Here is a 15,545-nt window from a genome sequence, read left to right on the forward strand (position 1 = left end):
CGGGCACCGGGGCCCGGTGACCGCGTCGTGCGATCCAGATGGGAGGATCCGCCTCATGACGACGGGGGACCCGAGCGTGCTGGACCGCAGAGCGCTCAACAGAAGCCTGCTGGCCCGCCAGATGCTGACCGAGCGAGTTGAGACGACGCCCGTCGCAGCGATCTCGCACCTGGTCGGCATGCAGGCCCAGGCGCCCGACCCGCCCTACATCGGGCTGTGGACCCGGCTGTCCGGCTTCGGCGTCGAGGACCTCGCCGGGCTCGTGCGGAGCCGCGCGGTGGTGCGGGTCGCCTTGATGCGTGGCACGATCCACCTCGTCACCGCGGACGATTGCCTGGCCCTGAGGCCGGTTCTCGCCGACGCTCTCGCCCGGGGCCTCAAGAACACCTTCGGACGCAAGCTCGAAGGGCTCGATCTGGCGGAGGTGGTGGAGACGGGCCGAAAGCTGGTCGAGGAAGAACCCCTCACACTGAGCGGTCTGGGCACCCGGCTCGCGGACCGCTGGCCAGAGCGCGACCCGTTCGCCCTGGCCAACGCCGTGCGCAACCTGACACCACTCGTTCAGGTGCCACCGCGTGGCCTCTGGGGCGAGAGCGGGCAGGCGGTGCACACGACGGCCCGGTCCTGGCTCGGCCGTCCTCCGGCGACCGAGCCGTCCCCGGACGCCTTGGTCGAGCGCTACCTCGCGGCGTTCGGCCCGGCCTCCGTCAAGGACGTGCAGACCTGGTCGGGAATGACGAGGATCACCGAGTCCGTACGCCGACTGCGTCCGCGGCTGCGCAGTTTTCGCGACGAGAACGGCGTGGAGCTCCTGGACGTGCCGGACGCGCCGCTGCCCGACCCCGACCTGTCCGTCCCGGTGCGCTACCTACCCGAGTTCGACAACATCCTGCTGTCCCATGCCGACCGTGGCCGCATCCTCACCGAGGAGCAGCGCCGGCTGGTCTTCACCCGCAACGGCCTGATCCGGGCGACCTTCCTCGTGGACGGCTTCGTCCGAGGCATCTGGCGGATCGAACAACAGGGCAAGACGGCTGTCCTCGTGTTGGAGCCCTTCGCACCGCTGACGCGGGAAGAGCGCGACGCACTCGTTCAGGAAGGCGAGGAACTCCTCGCCTTCACCGCCGCGCCCGACGGCATCCTCTCCGTCCGCTTCGACTGAACCACCCGCAACGGGGCCGCCCGGACGAGGCCGCGGACCAGGGGGGCGAAGACGTCGTGGAGGGGGGAGCCAAACGCGCGAAAGGGGAAGGAACGTCCTTTCAGAAGGGTTCCGCGGCCCGCAGGAGGTACCGCGGCAGGTAAGGGGACTCCACGCGAACGGCCCAGCCCCGGCGGCGGGCGTGGCAGGCGAGCGCGAGGACGTCGAGGTTGACGGAGGCTTCGGGAGAGTCGGCGCGGTCGGCGACCTCGTAGTGGGCCCGGTGGGCTTCGAGCGCGTCGGCCAGGGCCAGGTTGAAACTCTCCTCGTCACCCTCCACGAGCTGCGACAGGAGTACGGCCGGCGGCATCGCGAAGCCCCGGTCCTTGGCCTTCTCGTCCTCTCGCAGTGCCCGTTGCACGGCCGCCTCGGACCCGGCGCCCGTCAGGTAGGCGTGGAGGGCCTCGCGGTACGCGGCGAACGCGGAGCCGTCCGGGCGGGCGAAGGCGGGGCCGGTGAGGACCAGGGGAGCGAGGTCTTCGCGCGCGCCGGTGATCAGGGCGAAGGCGACGGCCGTCTGCCAGTATCCGGCGCCTGCTTCGTCGCCGCGCCGGGCCGGGTAGCGCAGCGGGCGCCCGGCGATGGACACCTCGACCTCGGTGCCCGGCTCCGCCAGCGCGATGCGGAACAGGGCCGCCCCCGTCCGAGAGGCCAGCCGAAGAGTGGCGAGTTGCTTGTCCGCGACGTCGCCCGGGTTCCCCTCCCGCCACAGGAACAGGCGCTTCTGGTCCTCCAGCACGCTGCCCAGGCGCCAGACGGCAAGGGGCTCGCCGTCCACGGGAGTGAACGCTTCCGCGAGGTCTTCCTCGTACACGGCCTCGATCCGTGGGATCCCGTCCCGCTCGCAGGCCGGCCGCTCCACCACCAGCGGGCCCGCGGCAAGCGCGGCGACAGCGTCCGGCCGCCGCTCACGGCCGAGTCCCGCTACCCGAGGCCCCCGGGTCTCGAAACCGGTGACCAGCGCGTGCGGGAGGTAGTCGCTGCTCACGGCCGGCACCCAGCCCAGCGTGCGGTACGCGAGCGCGGCGAGGGCGATGGGGACGAGCGGAAGGAGACTGCGCGGGGAGGTCGTCGAGCCGTGCAGGGCGGCGTGCCGGGTCAGGACGTCGGCCAGCGCCTCGCCGAAGGCGCCCCGGTCCTCGGCGGCCAGGGCGCGCAGGGCCTGCAGCGCCGCGCTGTCCGGCCGGTCCAGGAGGGGCTCACCGGTCTCCCCGGCGCGGGTCCGGATCCGCTCCAGGGCCGCGTCGACGGCGGCGAGCCTGGCCCGGGCGCTCGGCGGGTACTCCTCGTCGTCGCCGGTGTCGTCCAGGATCACGGCCGCCAGCCCGGTGGCGAGCTCGCCGGCGGGGGTTCCCTGCGTCCGCGCGGCAAACTTCTGCCGCGCGAAGTGGAAGGCTTCGCCGTGCCACTTCGCCTTGTCCCGGAGCGCCGCCAGGCACAGTGCCCGGATCCACTCCCCGGGTGTGACCGTTTCCTCGGGGGCGTCGTCACCCGGGTCGTAGCTCATGCCGAAGTTGACGTAGTCCAGGAAGACGTCGAACGTGCAGTGCGGGTGGTACGCGGCGTAGGCGACGGCGCCGGCCGCGGCTTCGGAGGCGTCCTTGAGGACGGCCTTGGCCTCCGGAGTGTCGAGGTCGGGGGTGGTGAGGGAAAGGGCGCCCAGGTAGTCGAGGAACTCGTCGGCGATCCACTGCCATTCGTACGTGGCCATCCGGCCGGCCCTCGACATGGAGTGCACCCGACGCCCGATGCGGTTCGTGAAGTCCTCACGGGCTGCCGACACGGCTGCTCCGCCCACCTGGTGACGCTCTATTCGCACTGTTCCGCTCCTTGATCGACTCTCTGGAACAGCCTAGGTGCGGGCTCTGACAGGCCGGTGGTGCGACCGCGGTCCCCTCTGCCGTGCCGCGTGGCCCCGGGGCCCGGCGCGGCGGGTGCTCGCGGCGTGCCGAGGGGACCTTCGTCACTCCGCTCACGGGAGCCCGGGGAGGACGTGGAGCCCGTCGCCGTACGGTGCGGGGCCGGTTCCCGGGACGGGGGACAGCGCGCTTCGCCTGCAAAAGTAGTTCGTGCATACTTTTGCAGGCGGGGTGCGGCGTTTCGGTCGCACCGCACTGACCAGGGGATATGCGGGTATGGAGAGCGGTACACCGGTCGACGGCGGCTTCGGCACGCTTCTGCACCGTCTGCGGACGGAGGCCGGTCTGAGCCAGGAGGAGCTGGCACACACCGCGGGGGTGAGCGTGCGGGCGCTGTCGTACATGGAGCGCGGACACTCCCGGGGGCCCCAGCGTCGCACCGTACAGGCATTGGCCGGGGCCCTCGGCCTGGACGAGGCCGTCGCGCGGGAACTGGAACGCGTCGCGAGCTCGGGCCGCCCCAGGAAGGCCCGCACTGGGAGTTCGCCGTCACCCGCGTTCGTGCCGGACGCCGTCGGTCAGGCCGCCGCGCCCGATCTGCTGCCGCGCGCACCGCGTGGTTTCCACGGACGGGCGGCGGAACTCGACGCCCTCTCCCGGGCGGCCGAAGGCGAGGCGCCCGTATGTCTGGTCGTCGGGCCCGCGGGGGTCGGAAAGACGGCCCTCGTACTGCACTGGGCCCACTGCGGCCCTGCCGGATTTCCCGACGGGCGGCTCTATGCCGACCTGCGGGGCTTCGGCGGCACGGGCGAGCCCACGCTCATGGAGGTGCTGCGCGAGTTCCTGCCGGCGCTCGGTGTGCCGCTCGACCGGATACCGGAGTCGGAGAACGGCGCGGCCGCTCTGTTCCGGTCCCTCGCCGCCGACCGCCGACTCCTCGTGGTCCTCGACAACGCGCGAAACTCCGAGCAGGTCAGGCCGCTCCTTCCGGGCGGCCGACGCTGCGTGACCGTTGTCACCAGCAGGCACCGGCTGCCGGGGCTGATCGTCACCGACACCGCTCGGCCCGTCGCGGTGGGCGTGCTCGGCCCGCAGGACGGCACGATGCTGCTCGCCGCGGTGCTGGGCAGGGAACGGGTCGCCGCGGAGCCGGCGGCCGCGCGGCGGCTGGCCGAGCTGTGCGACGGACTGCCCCTTGCGCTGCGGGTGGTGGCCGCCCGGCTGACGCAACGGCCCGGCTCGTCCCTGGAGACGATGGCGGCCGAACTGTCCGACGAGACGCGCAGGTTGAGCCTGCTGGACGTGGAGGACACCGGCGTGCGGGCGGCACTGCGCGTGTCGCTGCAGCAGCTTCCTCAGGACGTCTCGCGGCAGTTCGCCCGTCTCGGCCGCCACCCCGGTACGCACGTCGACCGGTACACGGCGGCAGCCCTGGCGGATACGGATCCCCCGGCCGCCGAAGCCGCCTTGGAGAAGCTGGCCGCCGCGCACCTCGTCACGGAGACGGCGCCCGGCCGATGGACCATGCACGATCTGGTGCGGCTCTACGCGCGGAGCCTGGAGGTCGCGCCCGAAGCGCTCAAGCGCCTGCTCGACTACTACGTCACCACGGGCCTCGCGGCCGTGGCGGCGGCCGAGCCCGGCAACGAGGAGTGCTTTCCCCTGCCGGCGGACTACCTGCCGCCCGCCGTCGTGCGGGAGTTCGGTGATCGGGCCGCCGCCGTGGCCTGGTACGCGGTGGAGAGGGACGACCTCGTGTCGGCGGTGGCCGCGGCGCATGCCGCGGGACTGCACGACAGGGCCTGGCGGGTCGTCATGACGCTGTGGCCGTTGATCGTGTGGCGTGTACGGGACGGCTGGGTCCCACTCCTGGAGACCGGCCTCCGGTCGGCACGGACCGACGCCGATCAGCACGGCGAGTCACGCGTGCTGAACGTGCTCGGTTGGGTGCTGATCGAGGAAGGGCGCATCGAGGAGGCGCTGGCCCGTCTGAGGGCGGCCCCCGCGCTCGCCTCCCGGACGGGCGACCCGGTGGCCGAGGCGAACGCCCTGCTCGTCCTGGCCATGGCGCAGGCGGCGCTCGGAGACTTGGACGAGGCCGCGCGCGGGTGTGAGCGGGCGGTGGAACTGGCTCGCGCGGCTGACGACCGGACCATCGAAAGACTGGCCCTGCAGCACTTGGCCCGTCATCGGGCCGACGCCGGGAAGTGGCGCGAGGCCCTCGACACGGCGACCGAGGCACTGGCCTTCGACGATCGGTCCGGCACGGCCGACATCCCCCGCATACTGCTGCTCGTGGTGAGAGGAGAGGCGCTGTTGGGCCTCGGCGACAAGGCCGAGGGCATCGAGCAGCTCGATCTCGCGGCCCGGGAGGCGGAGTCCTCCGGCTACGAGGACGGCGCGGTACGAGCGCTCGGCGTCCTGTTGAAGGTCTCGGAGGACACGGGGCTGCGGGCACGATACGACGCGGCGGTCACGAGGCTCACCACGCGCGCGTGAAACGGGACGACCGGCACCCGGACGTGTCCGGGACCGGTGGAACCCGTCGTCGGGAGACGGGCGGTCAGTTCCCGTGCCAGTGGCGGAGGCGGGCCTCGGAACCGTCGATGCGCACCGTGCAGTCCTTGAAGAGCCGCAACGGAGGCCGCCTGCCGTCGACCGGAGCCAGTCTGAGCCCCAGATCCCGCAACGGTCCGGTCGGGGCGGCGGACGCGGCCCCGTCCGGGTCGGTCCCCCTGCGGGCCGCCCACGCCTCGAACAACGGCCTCACGTTCTCCCAGCCGGGCCCCGGGGTGAAGTGCGCCAGTGAGTACGGCCGATCACAGCCGTACTCACTGAGCTCGCCGATCAGGACGTCTTCCCGCAGGAGCCGCCACCGCGTCGTCCGGTGTCCCCGCCCCCCGCTCCCCGGACCGGTTCGCATCATCACGGTGTGCAACTCTCTGGCCAGGCAATCCATTCTGAAATGATCAGTTATACGCACGTCGGTTCCAGAGGTGAGGCGGTCCTCGGCGCGAGGGGCTGCGCCGGGGACCGGAAGAGCGGTTCGGTGGCCGGGGTCGCGGAGCGGTCACGGCCCGGTCCGCCCCCCGGTGCCTCCAGCCAACACGACCGGTAGGAGCGGGACCATGCAGTCGCACCGGCAGAAGTACCGCCTCGCGCACTTCTGCCGGTGCGACGTCGTACGGGGCCGGCTCGACCGCTCGTGCGGGCCGCGTCGCCCTCCTCGATCTCCCGCGTCCGCTGCGCCGCGTCGTCGTGCCGCGCGAGGCCCGCACCCGTACGGAAGGCGGTCGGCGGTGTCGCGTCTGAGCCGAGGCGATGCGGGTAGGCAGGAGAAATCGCCGCCCTTCACCACACGGAGTGCGAGAGCCCACGGCCTCGCACCCATGCCGTACGAGGAGATGCCCGTCATGAGTTCCACCACGGTCCTGCCCCTCCCCCACCGGCCGGTGCGCACCGCCACCCGCGCTTCCGCCGCTCTTCCGTCCTCGGCGCTCGATGCGATGCTGGACGCCACCTACGAGACGCACCGCCAGTTCCGGCACGGCGCTTTCGCCGACCCCTGCCCGACCTGCCACGTTCCGGCGGGCGAACTCTGCCTGGCGCGTCGCAGTGTGCACGCCGCCCGTCGGCTGGCGCACCGCGTCCGGGTGGCGCAGACCGAGCCGTTTCCCCGTACAGCCGCGAGGGCCTGCTGAACGCACGGACGGGCGGCGTCGGTGAACCCGGAAGCGGTTTCGCCGCAAGGGGTCGGGGCGGCCTCCCGCCCACGGCTTCGCGTCGAGGCACACGAGCGCGCCGGTCTCCACGAGCCGGTCCGGCAGCGCCGGATCGGAAACGCCCATGACCGTGCTGGTGGGCCGGTGTCCCCCGAAGCACTCGGCGTGAAGGCGCGCTGCCGTGTCGGAGTTCTCCCGTGGGTTCCTCACTTCGACGCCCGACCGGGCGTCAACGGTCCGGCAGGGGTCGACGCCGGCGTCACACCGGGTCGTGGGCGGCGTCCTCCAGCGCCGGGGGCGGCGGCGCGTCCGCCAGGGCGCGGGCGGCGGCCAGTTCGTCGCGGGTCGCCTGTTCCACGGCCTCGAGGTAGAGGAAGGCGTCCCGGCCGATCGGGACCCGCAGCGGCGTGGTGCCCTCCGACGCGACGAGAGCGAGCACCCGGGCCGCGAAGTCCTCGGGCCGGCCCATGGCCGCGTCGTCGGCCATGCCGCGCAGTCCGTCCAGCATCCCGGCGGTCGCGGCGGCGTACTCGGGCATCCGCCGTGCGGACCGTCTGAGCGAGGACCCGTAGCGCGTGGCGAAGCCGCCCGGTTCGACCACGGTGACCCGGATGCCGAGGGCAGTGACCTCGGCGGCGAGCGTCTGGCTCATTCCCTCCAGCGCGAACTTTCCCGCGACGTAGGCGCCGAGTCCCGGGAAGGCCATTCGGCCGGCGAGCGAGGAGACGTTGACGATGTGGCCGTGCCCCTGGGCACGCATGCCCGGCAGGACGAGGCGGACCAGCCGCCACGGACCGATCAGCAGCGTTTCCAGCTGATCGCGGATCTCGGCGTCGCAGACCTCCTCGACGGCGCCGAACAGTCCCGCTCCGGCGTTGTTGACCAGGACGTCGATGCCGCCGAGCCGTGCGGTGGCGTGGCGGACGGCCTCCTCGCACTGGGACGCGTCGTGCAGCTCGAGCGGAATCGGCACGATCCGCCCCGGGTGGCGGGCGGCCGTCTCCCGCAGTGTCGCGGTGCTGCGGGCGGTGACCGCGACCTCGTGCCCGGCGGCGGCCGCCGCCTCCGCCAGAGCCCGGCCGAGACCCGACGAGCATCCGGTCACCAACCAGCGTTGTCCCATGCGTCCTCCTGGTGTGGCGTCGCCGCCGGTTCTCGTCCGGGGTGCGGCGTCGCCCGCACCCCGGTTCCCGTGCTCATGATGGGGTCACCCGGCGTGGCGGGCCATGCCCGTGCGGGGGCGCGCGAGCGCACGGGAGGAGCGTGCCCGGCACGTCCGGGTGTGCGGGACGCCCCGTGCTGCACCTGTGCCTCTCGCCCCCCCTCCGGCCCCGGTTCCGGTTCGTCTTCGGGGCCCGGGACCGCCAGTGGACGGACAGGTGCTGACCGGCCACGTGCCGAAGAAGCCCTTGCCCCGCAGCAGGACCGGAGGGAAGGGAACGTCACGAAGACGAGTGACGACCCGGTGCCGTTTCGATTCCTCCGTTCTCGGCCGGCAGTCCGCAGCGGCTTCGCCGCGAAGCCCGGGACGAGAAGACCCCACGGCTCAGATCCGGTGCCCAGACGGACCAGCGCGATGTCGTTGCGGTTGGGGGCCGTTCCGTCGCCGTTCGCGTAGCCGGGATGAACGACCGTGCGCTCGATGGCCCGGAGCGTCCCTCCGGACTTCCGGTTCGCACCGCCGATCCGGACGGTGCCCTCCAGCTTCGGGCCGTCCCCCGCACGCAGTGGGCCGCCGCCAGTGCCCATCGGCGGAGGACGCCGACGGCCACGGCTCGTGCCGTACGGCGACCGACCGCTTTCGAACCGAACATGAAGGTCCTTCCGGGAGTGGTTCGGAACGTGTACGTCCGCCCTGCTCGCCGCGAGACCCGGCGGGCCGTCCGGACAGCGGCCCGGTTCCCGTGAGGGCTCCCCCCGGCCCGTCCCGAGGGGCGGCTCGCGGCTGCGCGCCGTCTTCGCCGCGCGTGCGGCCCTCGTCACCCATCGGCACCTGCGCCGTGACGCGCCCCCGGAGGGGCGGAGCTGGGGGACGCGGCGGGTGCGCCGGGTCGCCTGCGCGTCACTGGGAGCCTCCGCGGCCGCGTACCTGGCCCTCCCGGCACCCGCCGATACGGTCTCCCCCGCTCCGGCACCTCCCGCCCGGCCCCCGGGCGTCAGCAGGACCCCGGTCACGCCCACCCCCTTCCGGACGACCGGTCTACGCACCGCCCCAGGTGTCACCGGAGTCCCCACCACCGCCGTGCCGCCACGGCTCCTGTGTCCCGAAGCGGACCCACAGCAAGTAGGCACCCGTTCCCAGCGCCAGCAGACCGACCGGGATGACGACTGCCAGCACTACGGTGACCACCACGTCCGCCTCCTCGACCACGCCCCGGCGACCCGCAGGGCGCACAATGATTCCTCCCGCCAACTTAACTTCAAGGAAAGGAGGTTGATTCGTTGATGCAATTCCTCGTTCTCATCGGCGTGCTCGCAGGGCTCCTGCTCGTCTCCCTCCTCCCGATGCTCGTCATCGGAGCGCCCAAGCAGTGGTGCCGCACCTGCAGACACCAGAGCTACGACCACAGGGACGGCACTGGAGCGTGCACGGGGGACGACTTCCCCGTCGGTGAGCTCACGCCGAGCGGCGCCTGCCCGTGCGGGGAGTACGTGCCGAACAGAAAACCCCGGTGACCTCGCCCGGCACAGTCGGCGCACTCGTACCACCGGACCGTCGGCGCGGTGCACGCCGACCGGTGGACGTGCCCGGCCCCGAAGGCGCCTGAGCCGGTACGGTGCGAGCCGTCAGCGAGCGTGGAACCCGGTGCAGCCCAGGCGGCGCCAGCGGCTTCGGTCATCGCCTTCGACCTGGTAGAAGACGACCGTCCAGTCGCCGGCCGCCGTCACCGCCGGCGCCCCGGCGAAGTCGGCGGGGTAGACGAGCGCCGCGCGTTTCGAGGTGACGCGCACCGGTGCGGATGTGTGACCGAATCCTTCGGTCCCCGGTGGTTTCACTCCCACCACGACCCGGTACGGTCCGGCGCCCTCCGCCGACAGGCGCACGTCCGCGGTCCGTGCGCCGCTGCGGTACGAGACGGACGTCGACGCCGAGCCCTGCGCGGGCCCCTGGGGCGGACGGTCGCAGTTCCCGATCCCCATGCGCGCCTCCTCCACGTCGGTGGAGAGTCTCCAGCGGACGTCCTCGACGGCGCCGTCCCGCGCCGGGTCCGGCCCGGCGTCCAGGCTCCAGCTTCCCTCCAGGGTCCAGCCGCCCGCGCTCGTACCGGTCGGCCCGCCGCCGGGCTCCGGGGCCCGGGCGCCGTTCTCGCCGTCGTTGTCCGCCCACCACCGTGTCGCGGTGACGCCGGCGGTGGCGACCACGGCCGACAGGAGTGCCGCGGCCACCGCCCTCCTCAGGGGGAGGCGCCGCTGCCGCGCCCCCGCGGGCGAGGTCTTGATCAGGGTGTCGCCCGGGCCTTCGCAGCGGGCGACGACGTGGGCCGGTGTCGGTCGTCCGGCCGGGTCCTTCGCCACACAGGCCCGTACCAGGGCGACGAGTTCCGGGTCGTCGTCGGCCGCTCCTTCGAGGTCGACGTCCTCGTGGACGGCGCGGTAGGAGACCGCCTCGGCGGTGCCGCCGCCGAAAGGGGGCCGTCCGGTCAGCGCGTACGCCATCGTCGCCCCGAGCGCGAACACGTCGGCCGCGGGAGAGACCTCGTTGCGCAGCAGGACCTCCGGTGCGGTGAAGCCGGGGGTGCCGGGCGCCGTGCCGGTCGCGGTGAGCCGGGTGTCGTCCGTGCCGCGGGCGATGCCGAAGTCGATCAGTCGCGGGCCGTCGGGACCGAGGATCACGTTCTGCGGTTTCAGGTCCCGGTGGGTGACGCCGTGCGCGTGGACGCCCGTCAGGGCGCGGGCCAGCTCGGCGCCCAGTTCCCGGACCCGTGCCGCCGGGAGGGGGCCTTCCGCTCCGATCGACTGACGCAGCGTGGGGCCCGGCACGTATTCGGTGGCCAGCCAGTACGGCGGCGCGTCCAGCGACGCGTCGACCAGGCGCGCGGTGCGGGCGTCACGGATCGTCCGGACGGTGGCCGCCTCGCGCCGGAACCGGAGCAGGGCTTCGGGGTGTCCCGTGATCTCCTCGCGGATCACCTTGACCGCCACCAGGTCTCCCCGCGCCGACCGGGCCAGGTACACCTCGCCCATGCCACCGGCGCCGAGCCGGCCGACGAGTTCGTAGCCTCCTATGCGCGAAGGATCCCGGCCGGCCCGCAAGGGGCCCACGCCGTCGTACTGCGGCGGTGGGGGCGTGGGGCGGGGCCGTTCGTCGGAACCGGTCACGGCTCACCCACCGGATCGCGGCCGGTGTTCTCGGTGCCCGGCCGCGTTCAGCGGCCGCCCCTCAGGAACGCCTGCACGGGAACGACGGACCGGGACGGGCCGGGCACGACCGGGACGGTGCCGATGACGGCCGGCGACACCTGGTGGGCGTGCTGTTCGACGGCCAGGGTGTCGTGATCGCCGCCGCGCATCCGGGTGCGGCGTGCCGGTCCGCGCCATTGGCCGGAGGGCCACGTCGGCATCGCCGCACTCGGCCGGCCCGCCGTCGGGGAGGCCGAAGTACAGCAGGGGTCCGTGCACACCGTTCGTGAGCGAGAAACCCAGGAAGTCCGACGGCTCCGGTCCGCCCCGCCCCATACGTCCGTCCCTCCCCCGCGCCGCTCGTCGGCCTCCTCAAGCTATCGGCCGCCGCACCGGGACAGAGGGACTTTGCGGCAATCCGCCGACAGCAGCCGTCGGTCGTCCCGCGCCGTGTTCCGTCGTGGGCCGCCCGGACTCCGGCGAAGCCGGCGCGGAGAGCGAGGACGGCGTCCGTGCCGGTGCTCCCCGCCGCCACCGACGCCGCCGCGCCGACGGGCCCGAAGGAGACCGCGACCGCGGCGTTCCGCTCCCCCGAGGCGGCCCTCGGCCGGGCGGCCCGCCCGCTGCGCACCACCGAGCCCCACGGCGGTCTGGCCGACCTTCGCCCGTTCGGCCGGATGGTCGGTGACGCCCCGGTGGTGGGCCTGGGCGAGGCCACCCACAGCTCGCACGAGTTCTTCACCGTCAAGCAGCGCGTCCTGAGGCACCTGGTCGAGGAGAAGGGCTTCCGGGCCTTCGCCCTGGAAGCGCCGTGGAGCACCCGACTGAGGCTCGACGCCTGCCTCCTGCGCGGCGAGGGCGACTTGAAGCGGATCACGGACGAGGAGTTCCGGGGAACCTGTCGGTGGTGGAACAACGCCGAGTACCGCGACCTGCTCCAGTGGATACGCGCCTACAACGTCGAGCACCCCGAAAACCCGGTCCGTTTCATCGGCGACGACAACGGCTTCGCCGGTGCCGGGCTGTACGACGCGGTGAACGCCTACGCGACGGCGGTACGACCCGAACTCGCTGCGGAAACGCACGAGTTGTACCGGAACCTGCGGCCCTTCACCGATGCCGGGACGTACGTCGACGACTACCTGTCGAAGCCGTTGGACGAGCGGAAGGCGCTCGCCGGGCGGCCCGGCCGCACCCGGCACCGCCGAACACGTCCTGGACCGGGTGCGGTACCGCGACTTCATGGTGGACCTGCGCAACGCCCCGGCGGCGGCCCGCACCTGGCTCGCCTCGCCGCATGCTGGAGTAGACCGGGCTCGCACGGCGCGGCGACGGCACGGGAGGCCGGTCGGCGCGACCTCCCGCGCTGTCGCCGGGAGCCGCTGGTCGCCCATGGCGTACGGCCGACGAGACGGTCCGGGGCACCGGTCGCCCGGCGCCGGCCGAACGGTCCGGCCGGTTCCCGCGGGCCGCGTGCCGTTCCCTCACGGATCCGTTCGTTCCTCCGCCCGCGCGAGCACCGCGTTGAACTGCGCGCCGGCGAGCAGGGCCAGGTTGGTGAACCACAGCCACACCAGGAAGACGACGATTCCCGCCAGCGAACCGTAGATGCGGCTGTAGGTCCCGAACTGCGTGTACAGGGTGAAGACGACCGAAGCGCCGAGCCACAGGAACGCGGCCAGGACGCCGCCCGAGAAGCCCCGGCGTTTCCGGCGGGCCTGGGCGGGGCCGGTCCGGTAGAGGATGAGGACGAGGGCCGTGACGATCGCCAGGAGCACCGGCCACCGCAGGGCGGCCACGGTGTCCGTGCCCGAGTGGCCGACGGCCGCCGCGAGTCGGCGGGCCACGGGGCCGGTCGCCACGAGGCTCGCGGCGCCCGCCACGAGCAGGGCCAGCAGCGCTCCGGCGGTGAGTACGAGGACGTGCGCCGCGCGCAGCGGCGGGCGCGTGTCGGGCAGCCGGTACATCGTGTGCAGGGCGCGGCGGAAGACCGCCAGGTAACTGGAGGCCGACCACAGTGCGCTCAGGACGCCGCTGACGAGCAGGGCCCACAGCGAGGAGGGTGTCGAGGTGAGGCCCTCCAGTGCCTCGCGGAGCACCTGGGCCGACTGGGGAGGGGCGTACGAGGTGAGGTCGAGGATCAGACGCTCGCGGGTTCCGTCCCCGGCCAGTCCCACCAGGGAGACCGAGACGAGCAGGGCGGGCACGAGCGCCAGCACCGCGTAGTAGGTGAGAGCCGCCGCGTAGTCGGCGATGTTGTCGTGCCAGAGGCGTACGGCGGTGCCGCGCAGGGTTGAGCGCACCAGCCGTACCGACTCGGCCGCACGATTGCCCGGGGTGCTCCGGCGCGTCCGGAGGGTGTTCGCTGCCACGGTGTCCTCCTGCCCGGCGCCACCGCTCTCACCCCGTTTCCCGGAGGCCGGGACCGTCCGGTCGGCCGTTCCTGCCCGCCGGCGCCCGGCCCGTCGGAACACGAGGCCGTCGTCGCGGTCGAAGGGGGCGGGAGTTCAGAGCTTCTCGCGGGCACGGGGCACCGTGCGGTGCGCCACGGCCTGCGCGACGGCGGAGGGTCGACGGCGGTGGATCCGGAGGCGCGCGCCCGCCGCGCGCGCCCGGACGGCCGACCGGTCGAGCGCGGTGTTCGCGCTCGGGACCCGACCGTTCCGGGACGGCCCCCGGCCCGACGGCCGTCGTGGGCCGCGCCCGGTCAGGAGGGGGAACCGGACGCGAAGACCCGTTCCAGCAGGGCGTACAGGTGCTCCCGGTCCTGGTCTCCCAGTCTGTCGAGGCCGTCCTGCGTGGTGCGCATCCTCGCGCGGATCGCGTCGGTGACGCGCTCGCCCTCGGCCGTGAGGACGACGTTCTTGACGCGCCGGTCGGACGCGTCGGCTTCACGGCGCACGAGGCCGCGCTTCTCCAGACGGTCGATGATCCCGGTCACGTTGGAGGCGTCGCAGGTCATGCTCTCGGCCAGGGCGCGCATCGCCGCCGGCCCCCGGCGCAGCACGGTCAGCGTCCTGCCCTGGCTCGCCGTGAGGTCCTCGCTCGCCGCCGCGACGGTGAAGTCGCCGTAGTAGACGCCGAGTGACACCGAGAGCAGCTCCATGAGCCGGGCGGTGTCGACGCGGGGTGCCGCGGCGCGAGGAGATTCCTTCATGGAGCCACTCTATCCCTCGAAACTTGACCATCTCAAATATCGGTGCCTACCTTCTTCCCATTGCTTGAAGTCCTCAAGCATCAAGGTTGTCAAGCAGTATCCATGAGGAGCGTCTCCGTGACCGTCACCGCGTCCCCCGCTTCCCGTGCGACCGAGATCCTGTCCCGGCCCGTCGCACTGAACGGCCTCACCGTCCCGAACCGCATCGTGATGGCGCCGATGACCCGCATGTTCTCGCCCGGCGGTGTTCCCGGCGAGGACGTGCGGTCGTACTACGCCCGCCGTGCCGCCGCCGGTGTGGGCCTGATCGTCACGGAGGGGACCTACGTCGGCCACGAGTCGGCCGGACAGAGCGACCGCGTGCCGCGCTTCCACGGCGAGGAGCAGCTGGCGGGGTGGGCGAAGGTCGCCGAGGCCGTGCACGCGGCGGGCGGCACGATCGTCCCGCAGCTGTGGCACATCGGCATGGTGCGCGAGCAGGGGCAGGCGCCCTACCCCGACGCCCCCGCCATGGGCCCCTCCGGCATCCGCGTCGACGGCACCGAGGACACGGGCAGGGCGATGACCAGGGGCGACCTGGACGACGTCATCGGCGCCTTCGCCGAGGCCGCGGCGGCCGCCGAGCGCATCGGCTTCGACGGCGTCGAGCTGCACGGCGCCCACGGCTACCTCGTCGACCAGTTCCTGTGGGAACGGACGAACCGTCGTACCGACGCCTACGGCGGCGACGCCGTGTCCCGTACGAAGTTCGCGGCCGAGATCGTGGCCGCGGTCCGTGCGGCCGTCTCGCCCGGGTTCCCGGTGATCTTCCGCTACTCGCAGTGGAAGCAGGAGGCCTACGACGCGCGCCTCGCCGAGACCCCGCAGGAGCTGGAGGCGATCCTGGCCCCGCTCGCCTCGGCCGGCGTCGACGCCTTCCACGCCTCCACCCGCCGCTACTGGCTTCCGGAGTTCGAGGACTCGGACCTGAACCTGGCCGGCTGGACCAGGAAGCTCACCGGCCGGCCCACGATCACCGTCGGATCGGTCGGCCTCGACGGCGACTTCATCCACGCCTTCGCCGGCAGGGGCGCCGGACTCGGCAGCCTCGACAACCTCCTCGACCGCCTGGAGCGCGACGAGTTCGACCTCGTCGCCGTCGGCCGCGCCCTGCTCCAGGACCCGCAATGGGCGTCCAAGGTCCTGGCGGGGAGGACCGACGAACTGAAGCCGTACGACGCGGCCGCGCTGAAGACGCTCAGCTGAGGCTCGTCCCGGAGCTCCGC

General features: G+C 73.1%; 12 protein-coding genes and 1 pseudogene. 6 read left to right on the forward strand and 7 right to left on the reverse strand.

Features of this window, described 5'->3' with window-relative positions:
• Positions 1-55 precede the first annotated feature (55 nt).
• Positions 56-1,162: a winged helix DNA-binding domain-containing protein gene (locus CP977_RS01680; protein ID WP_062760925.1), complete on the forward strand. Its 1,107-nt coding sequence runs from the start codon at positions 56-58 to the stop codon at positions 1,160-1,162.
• A 100-nt stretch (positions 1,163-1,262) separates the two neighbouring features.
• On the opposite strand, the gene CP977_RS01685 is transcribed toward CP977_RS01680, so the two are convergent.
• Positions 1,263-2,999: an immunity 49 family protein gene (locus CP977_RS01685; protein WP_152369478.1), complete on the reverse strand. Its 1,737-nt coding sequence runs from the start codon at positions 2,997-2,999 to the stop codon at positions 1,263-1,265.
• A 337-nt stretch (positions 3,000-3,336) separates the two neighbouring features.
• Here CP977_RS01685 and CP977_RS01690 point away from each other — a divergent pair, with 337 nt between their 5' ends.
• Positions 3,337-5,559, forward strand: a complete 2,223-nt coding sequence (locus CP977_RS01690; RefSeq protein WP_062760931.1) for a helix-turn-helix domain-containing protein — start codon at positions 3,337-3,339, stop codon at positions 5,557-5,559.
• 914 nt (positions 5,560-6,473) lie between these two features.
• Positions 6,474-6,761 (forward strand): hypothetical protein, encoded by a 288-nt coding sequence (locus CP977_RS01700; protein ID WP_152369479.1) that lies wholly within the window; start codon positions 6,474-6,476, stop codon positions 6,759-6,761.
• Positions 6,762-7,041: 280 nt separating this feature from the next.
• Here the strand turns inward: CP977_RS01700 and CP977_RS01710 are convergent, their stop codons facing one another.
• Complete coding sequence (locus CP977_RS01710; protein ID WP_062760935.1) at positions 7,042-7,905, reverse strand: SDR family NAD(P)-dependent oxidoreductase; 864 nt, start codon at positions 7,903-7,905, stop codon at positions 7,042-7,044.
• 1,077 nt (positions 7,906-8,982) lie between these two features.
• A complete protein-coding gene (locus tag CP977_RS33960) occupies positions 8,983-9,135 on the reverse strand; it encodes a hypothetical protein (RefSeq protein WP_162603098.1) in 153 nt (50 codons plus the stop codon).
• 92 nt (positions 9,136-9,227) lie between these two features.
• Between CP977_RS33960 and CP977_RS01720 the strand changes: the two genes are divergently transcribed.
• Positions 9,228-9,458 carry a hypothetical protein gene (locus tag CP977_RS01720; RefSeq protein WP_062760937.1) on the forward strand — a complete coding sequence of 77 codons (231 nt, stop codon included), beginning with the start codon at positions 9,228-9,230 and terminating at the stop codon, positions 9,456-9,458.
• Positions 9,459-9,569: 111 nt separating this feature from the next.
• Here the strand turns inward: CP977_RS01720 and CP977_RS01725 are convergent, their stop codons facing one another.
• Entirely contained in the window at positions 9,570-11,102 is a 1,533-nt protein-coding gene (locus tag CP977_RS01725) for a serine/threonine-protein kinase (protein WP_229991511.1), read from the reverse strand.
• A 47-nt stretch (positions 11,103-11,149) separates the two neighbouring features.
• Complete coding sequence (locus tag CP977_RS01730) at positions 11,150-11,344, reverse strand: hypothetical protein (RefSeq protein ID WP_152369480.1); 195 nt, start codon at positions 11,342-11,344, stop codon at positions 11,150-11,152.
• A gap of 456 nt (positions 11,345-11,800) precedes the next feature.
• Between CP977_RS01730 and CP977_RS01735 the strand changes: the two are divergent.
• A pseudogene (locus CP977_RS01735) lies at positions 11,801-12,286 on the forward strand (erythromycin esterase family protein); the annotation flags it as partial.
• Between the two features lie 321 nt (positions 12,287-12,607).
• Here CP977_RS01735 and CP977_RS01740 read toward each other — a convergent pair.
• Both CP977_RS01740 and CP977_RS01745 read right to left on the reverse strand, forming a co-directional pair.
• Positions 12,608-13,495 (reverse strand): YihY/virulence factor BrkB family protein, encoded by an 888-nt coding sequence (locus CP977_RS01740; protein ID WP_062760941.1) that lies wholly within the window; start codon positions 13,493-13,495, stop codon positions 12,608-12,610.
• A 335-nt stretch (positions 13,496-13,830) separates the two neighbouring features.
• Positions 13,831-14,229 carry a MarR family winged helix-turn-helix transcriptional regulator gene (locus CP977_RS01745; protein ID WP_062761241.1) on the reverse strand — a complete coding sequence of 133 codons (399 nt, stop codon included), beginning with the start codon at positions 14,227-14,229 and terminating at the stop codon, positions 13,831-13,833.
• Between the two features lie 168 nt (positions 14,230-14,397).
• Here CP977_RS01745 and CP977_RS01750 point away from each other — a divergent pair, with 168 nt between their 5' ends.
• Positions 14,398-15,525: an NADH:flavin oxidoreductase gene (locus CP977_RS01750; protein ID WP_109186226.1), complete on the forward strand. Its 1,128-nt coding sequence runs from the start codon at positions 14,398-14,400 to the stop codon at positions 15,523-15,525.
• Positions 15,526-15,545: the final 20 nt, after the last annotated feature.

Origin of the sequence: Streptomyces cinereoruber, assembly GCF_009299385.1 — a bacterium.
GTDB classification, from domain to species: domain Bacteria; phylum Actinomycetota; class Actinomycetes; order Streptomycetales; family Streptomycetaceae; genus Streptomyces; species Streptomyces bikiniensis.

Excerpts from the sequence above, each read along its gene's own strand:
- CP977_RS01720 (WP_062760937.1), top strand. The coding sequence starts at position 9,228 with ATGCAATTCCTCGTTCTCATCGGCGTGCTCGCAGGGCTCCTGCTCGTC.
- CP977_RS01700 (WP_152369479.1), top strand. The coding sequence starts at position 6,474 with ATGAGTTCCACCACGGTCCTGCCCCTCCCCCACCGGCCGGTGCGCACC.
- CP977_RS01730 (WP_152369480.1), bottom strand. The coding sequence starts at position 11,344 with ATGCCGACGTGGCCCTCCGGCCAATGGCGCGGACCGGCACGCCGCACC.
- CP977_RS01745 (WP_062761241.1), bottom strand. The coding sequence starts at position 14,229 with ATGGAGCTGCTCTCGGTGTCACTCGGCGTCTACTACGGCGACTTCACC.
- CP977_RS01690 (WP_062760931.1), top strand. The coding sequence starts at position 3,337 with ATGGAGAGCGGTACACCGGTCGACGGCGGCTTCGGCACGCTTCTGCAC.
- CP977_RS01710 (WP_062760935.1), bottom strand. The coding sequence starts at position 7,905 with ATGGGACAACGCTGGTTGGTGACCGGATGCTCGTCGGGTCTCGGCCGG.
- CP977_RS01680 (WP_062760925.1), top strand. The coding sequence starts at position 56 with ATGACGACGGGGGACCCGAGCGTGCTGGACCGCAGAGCGCTCAACAGA.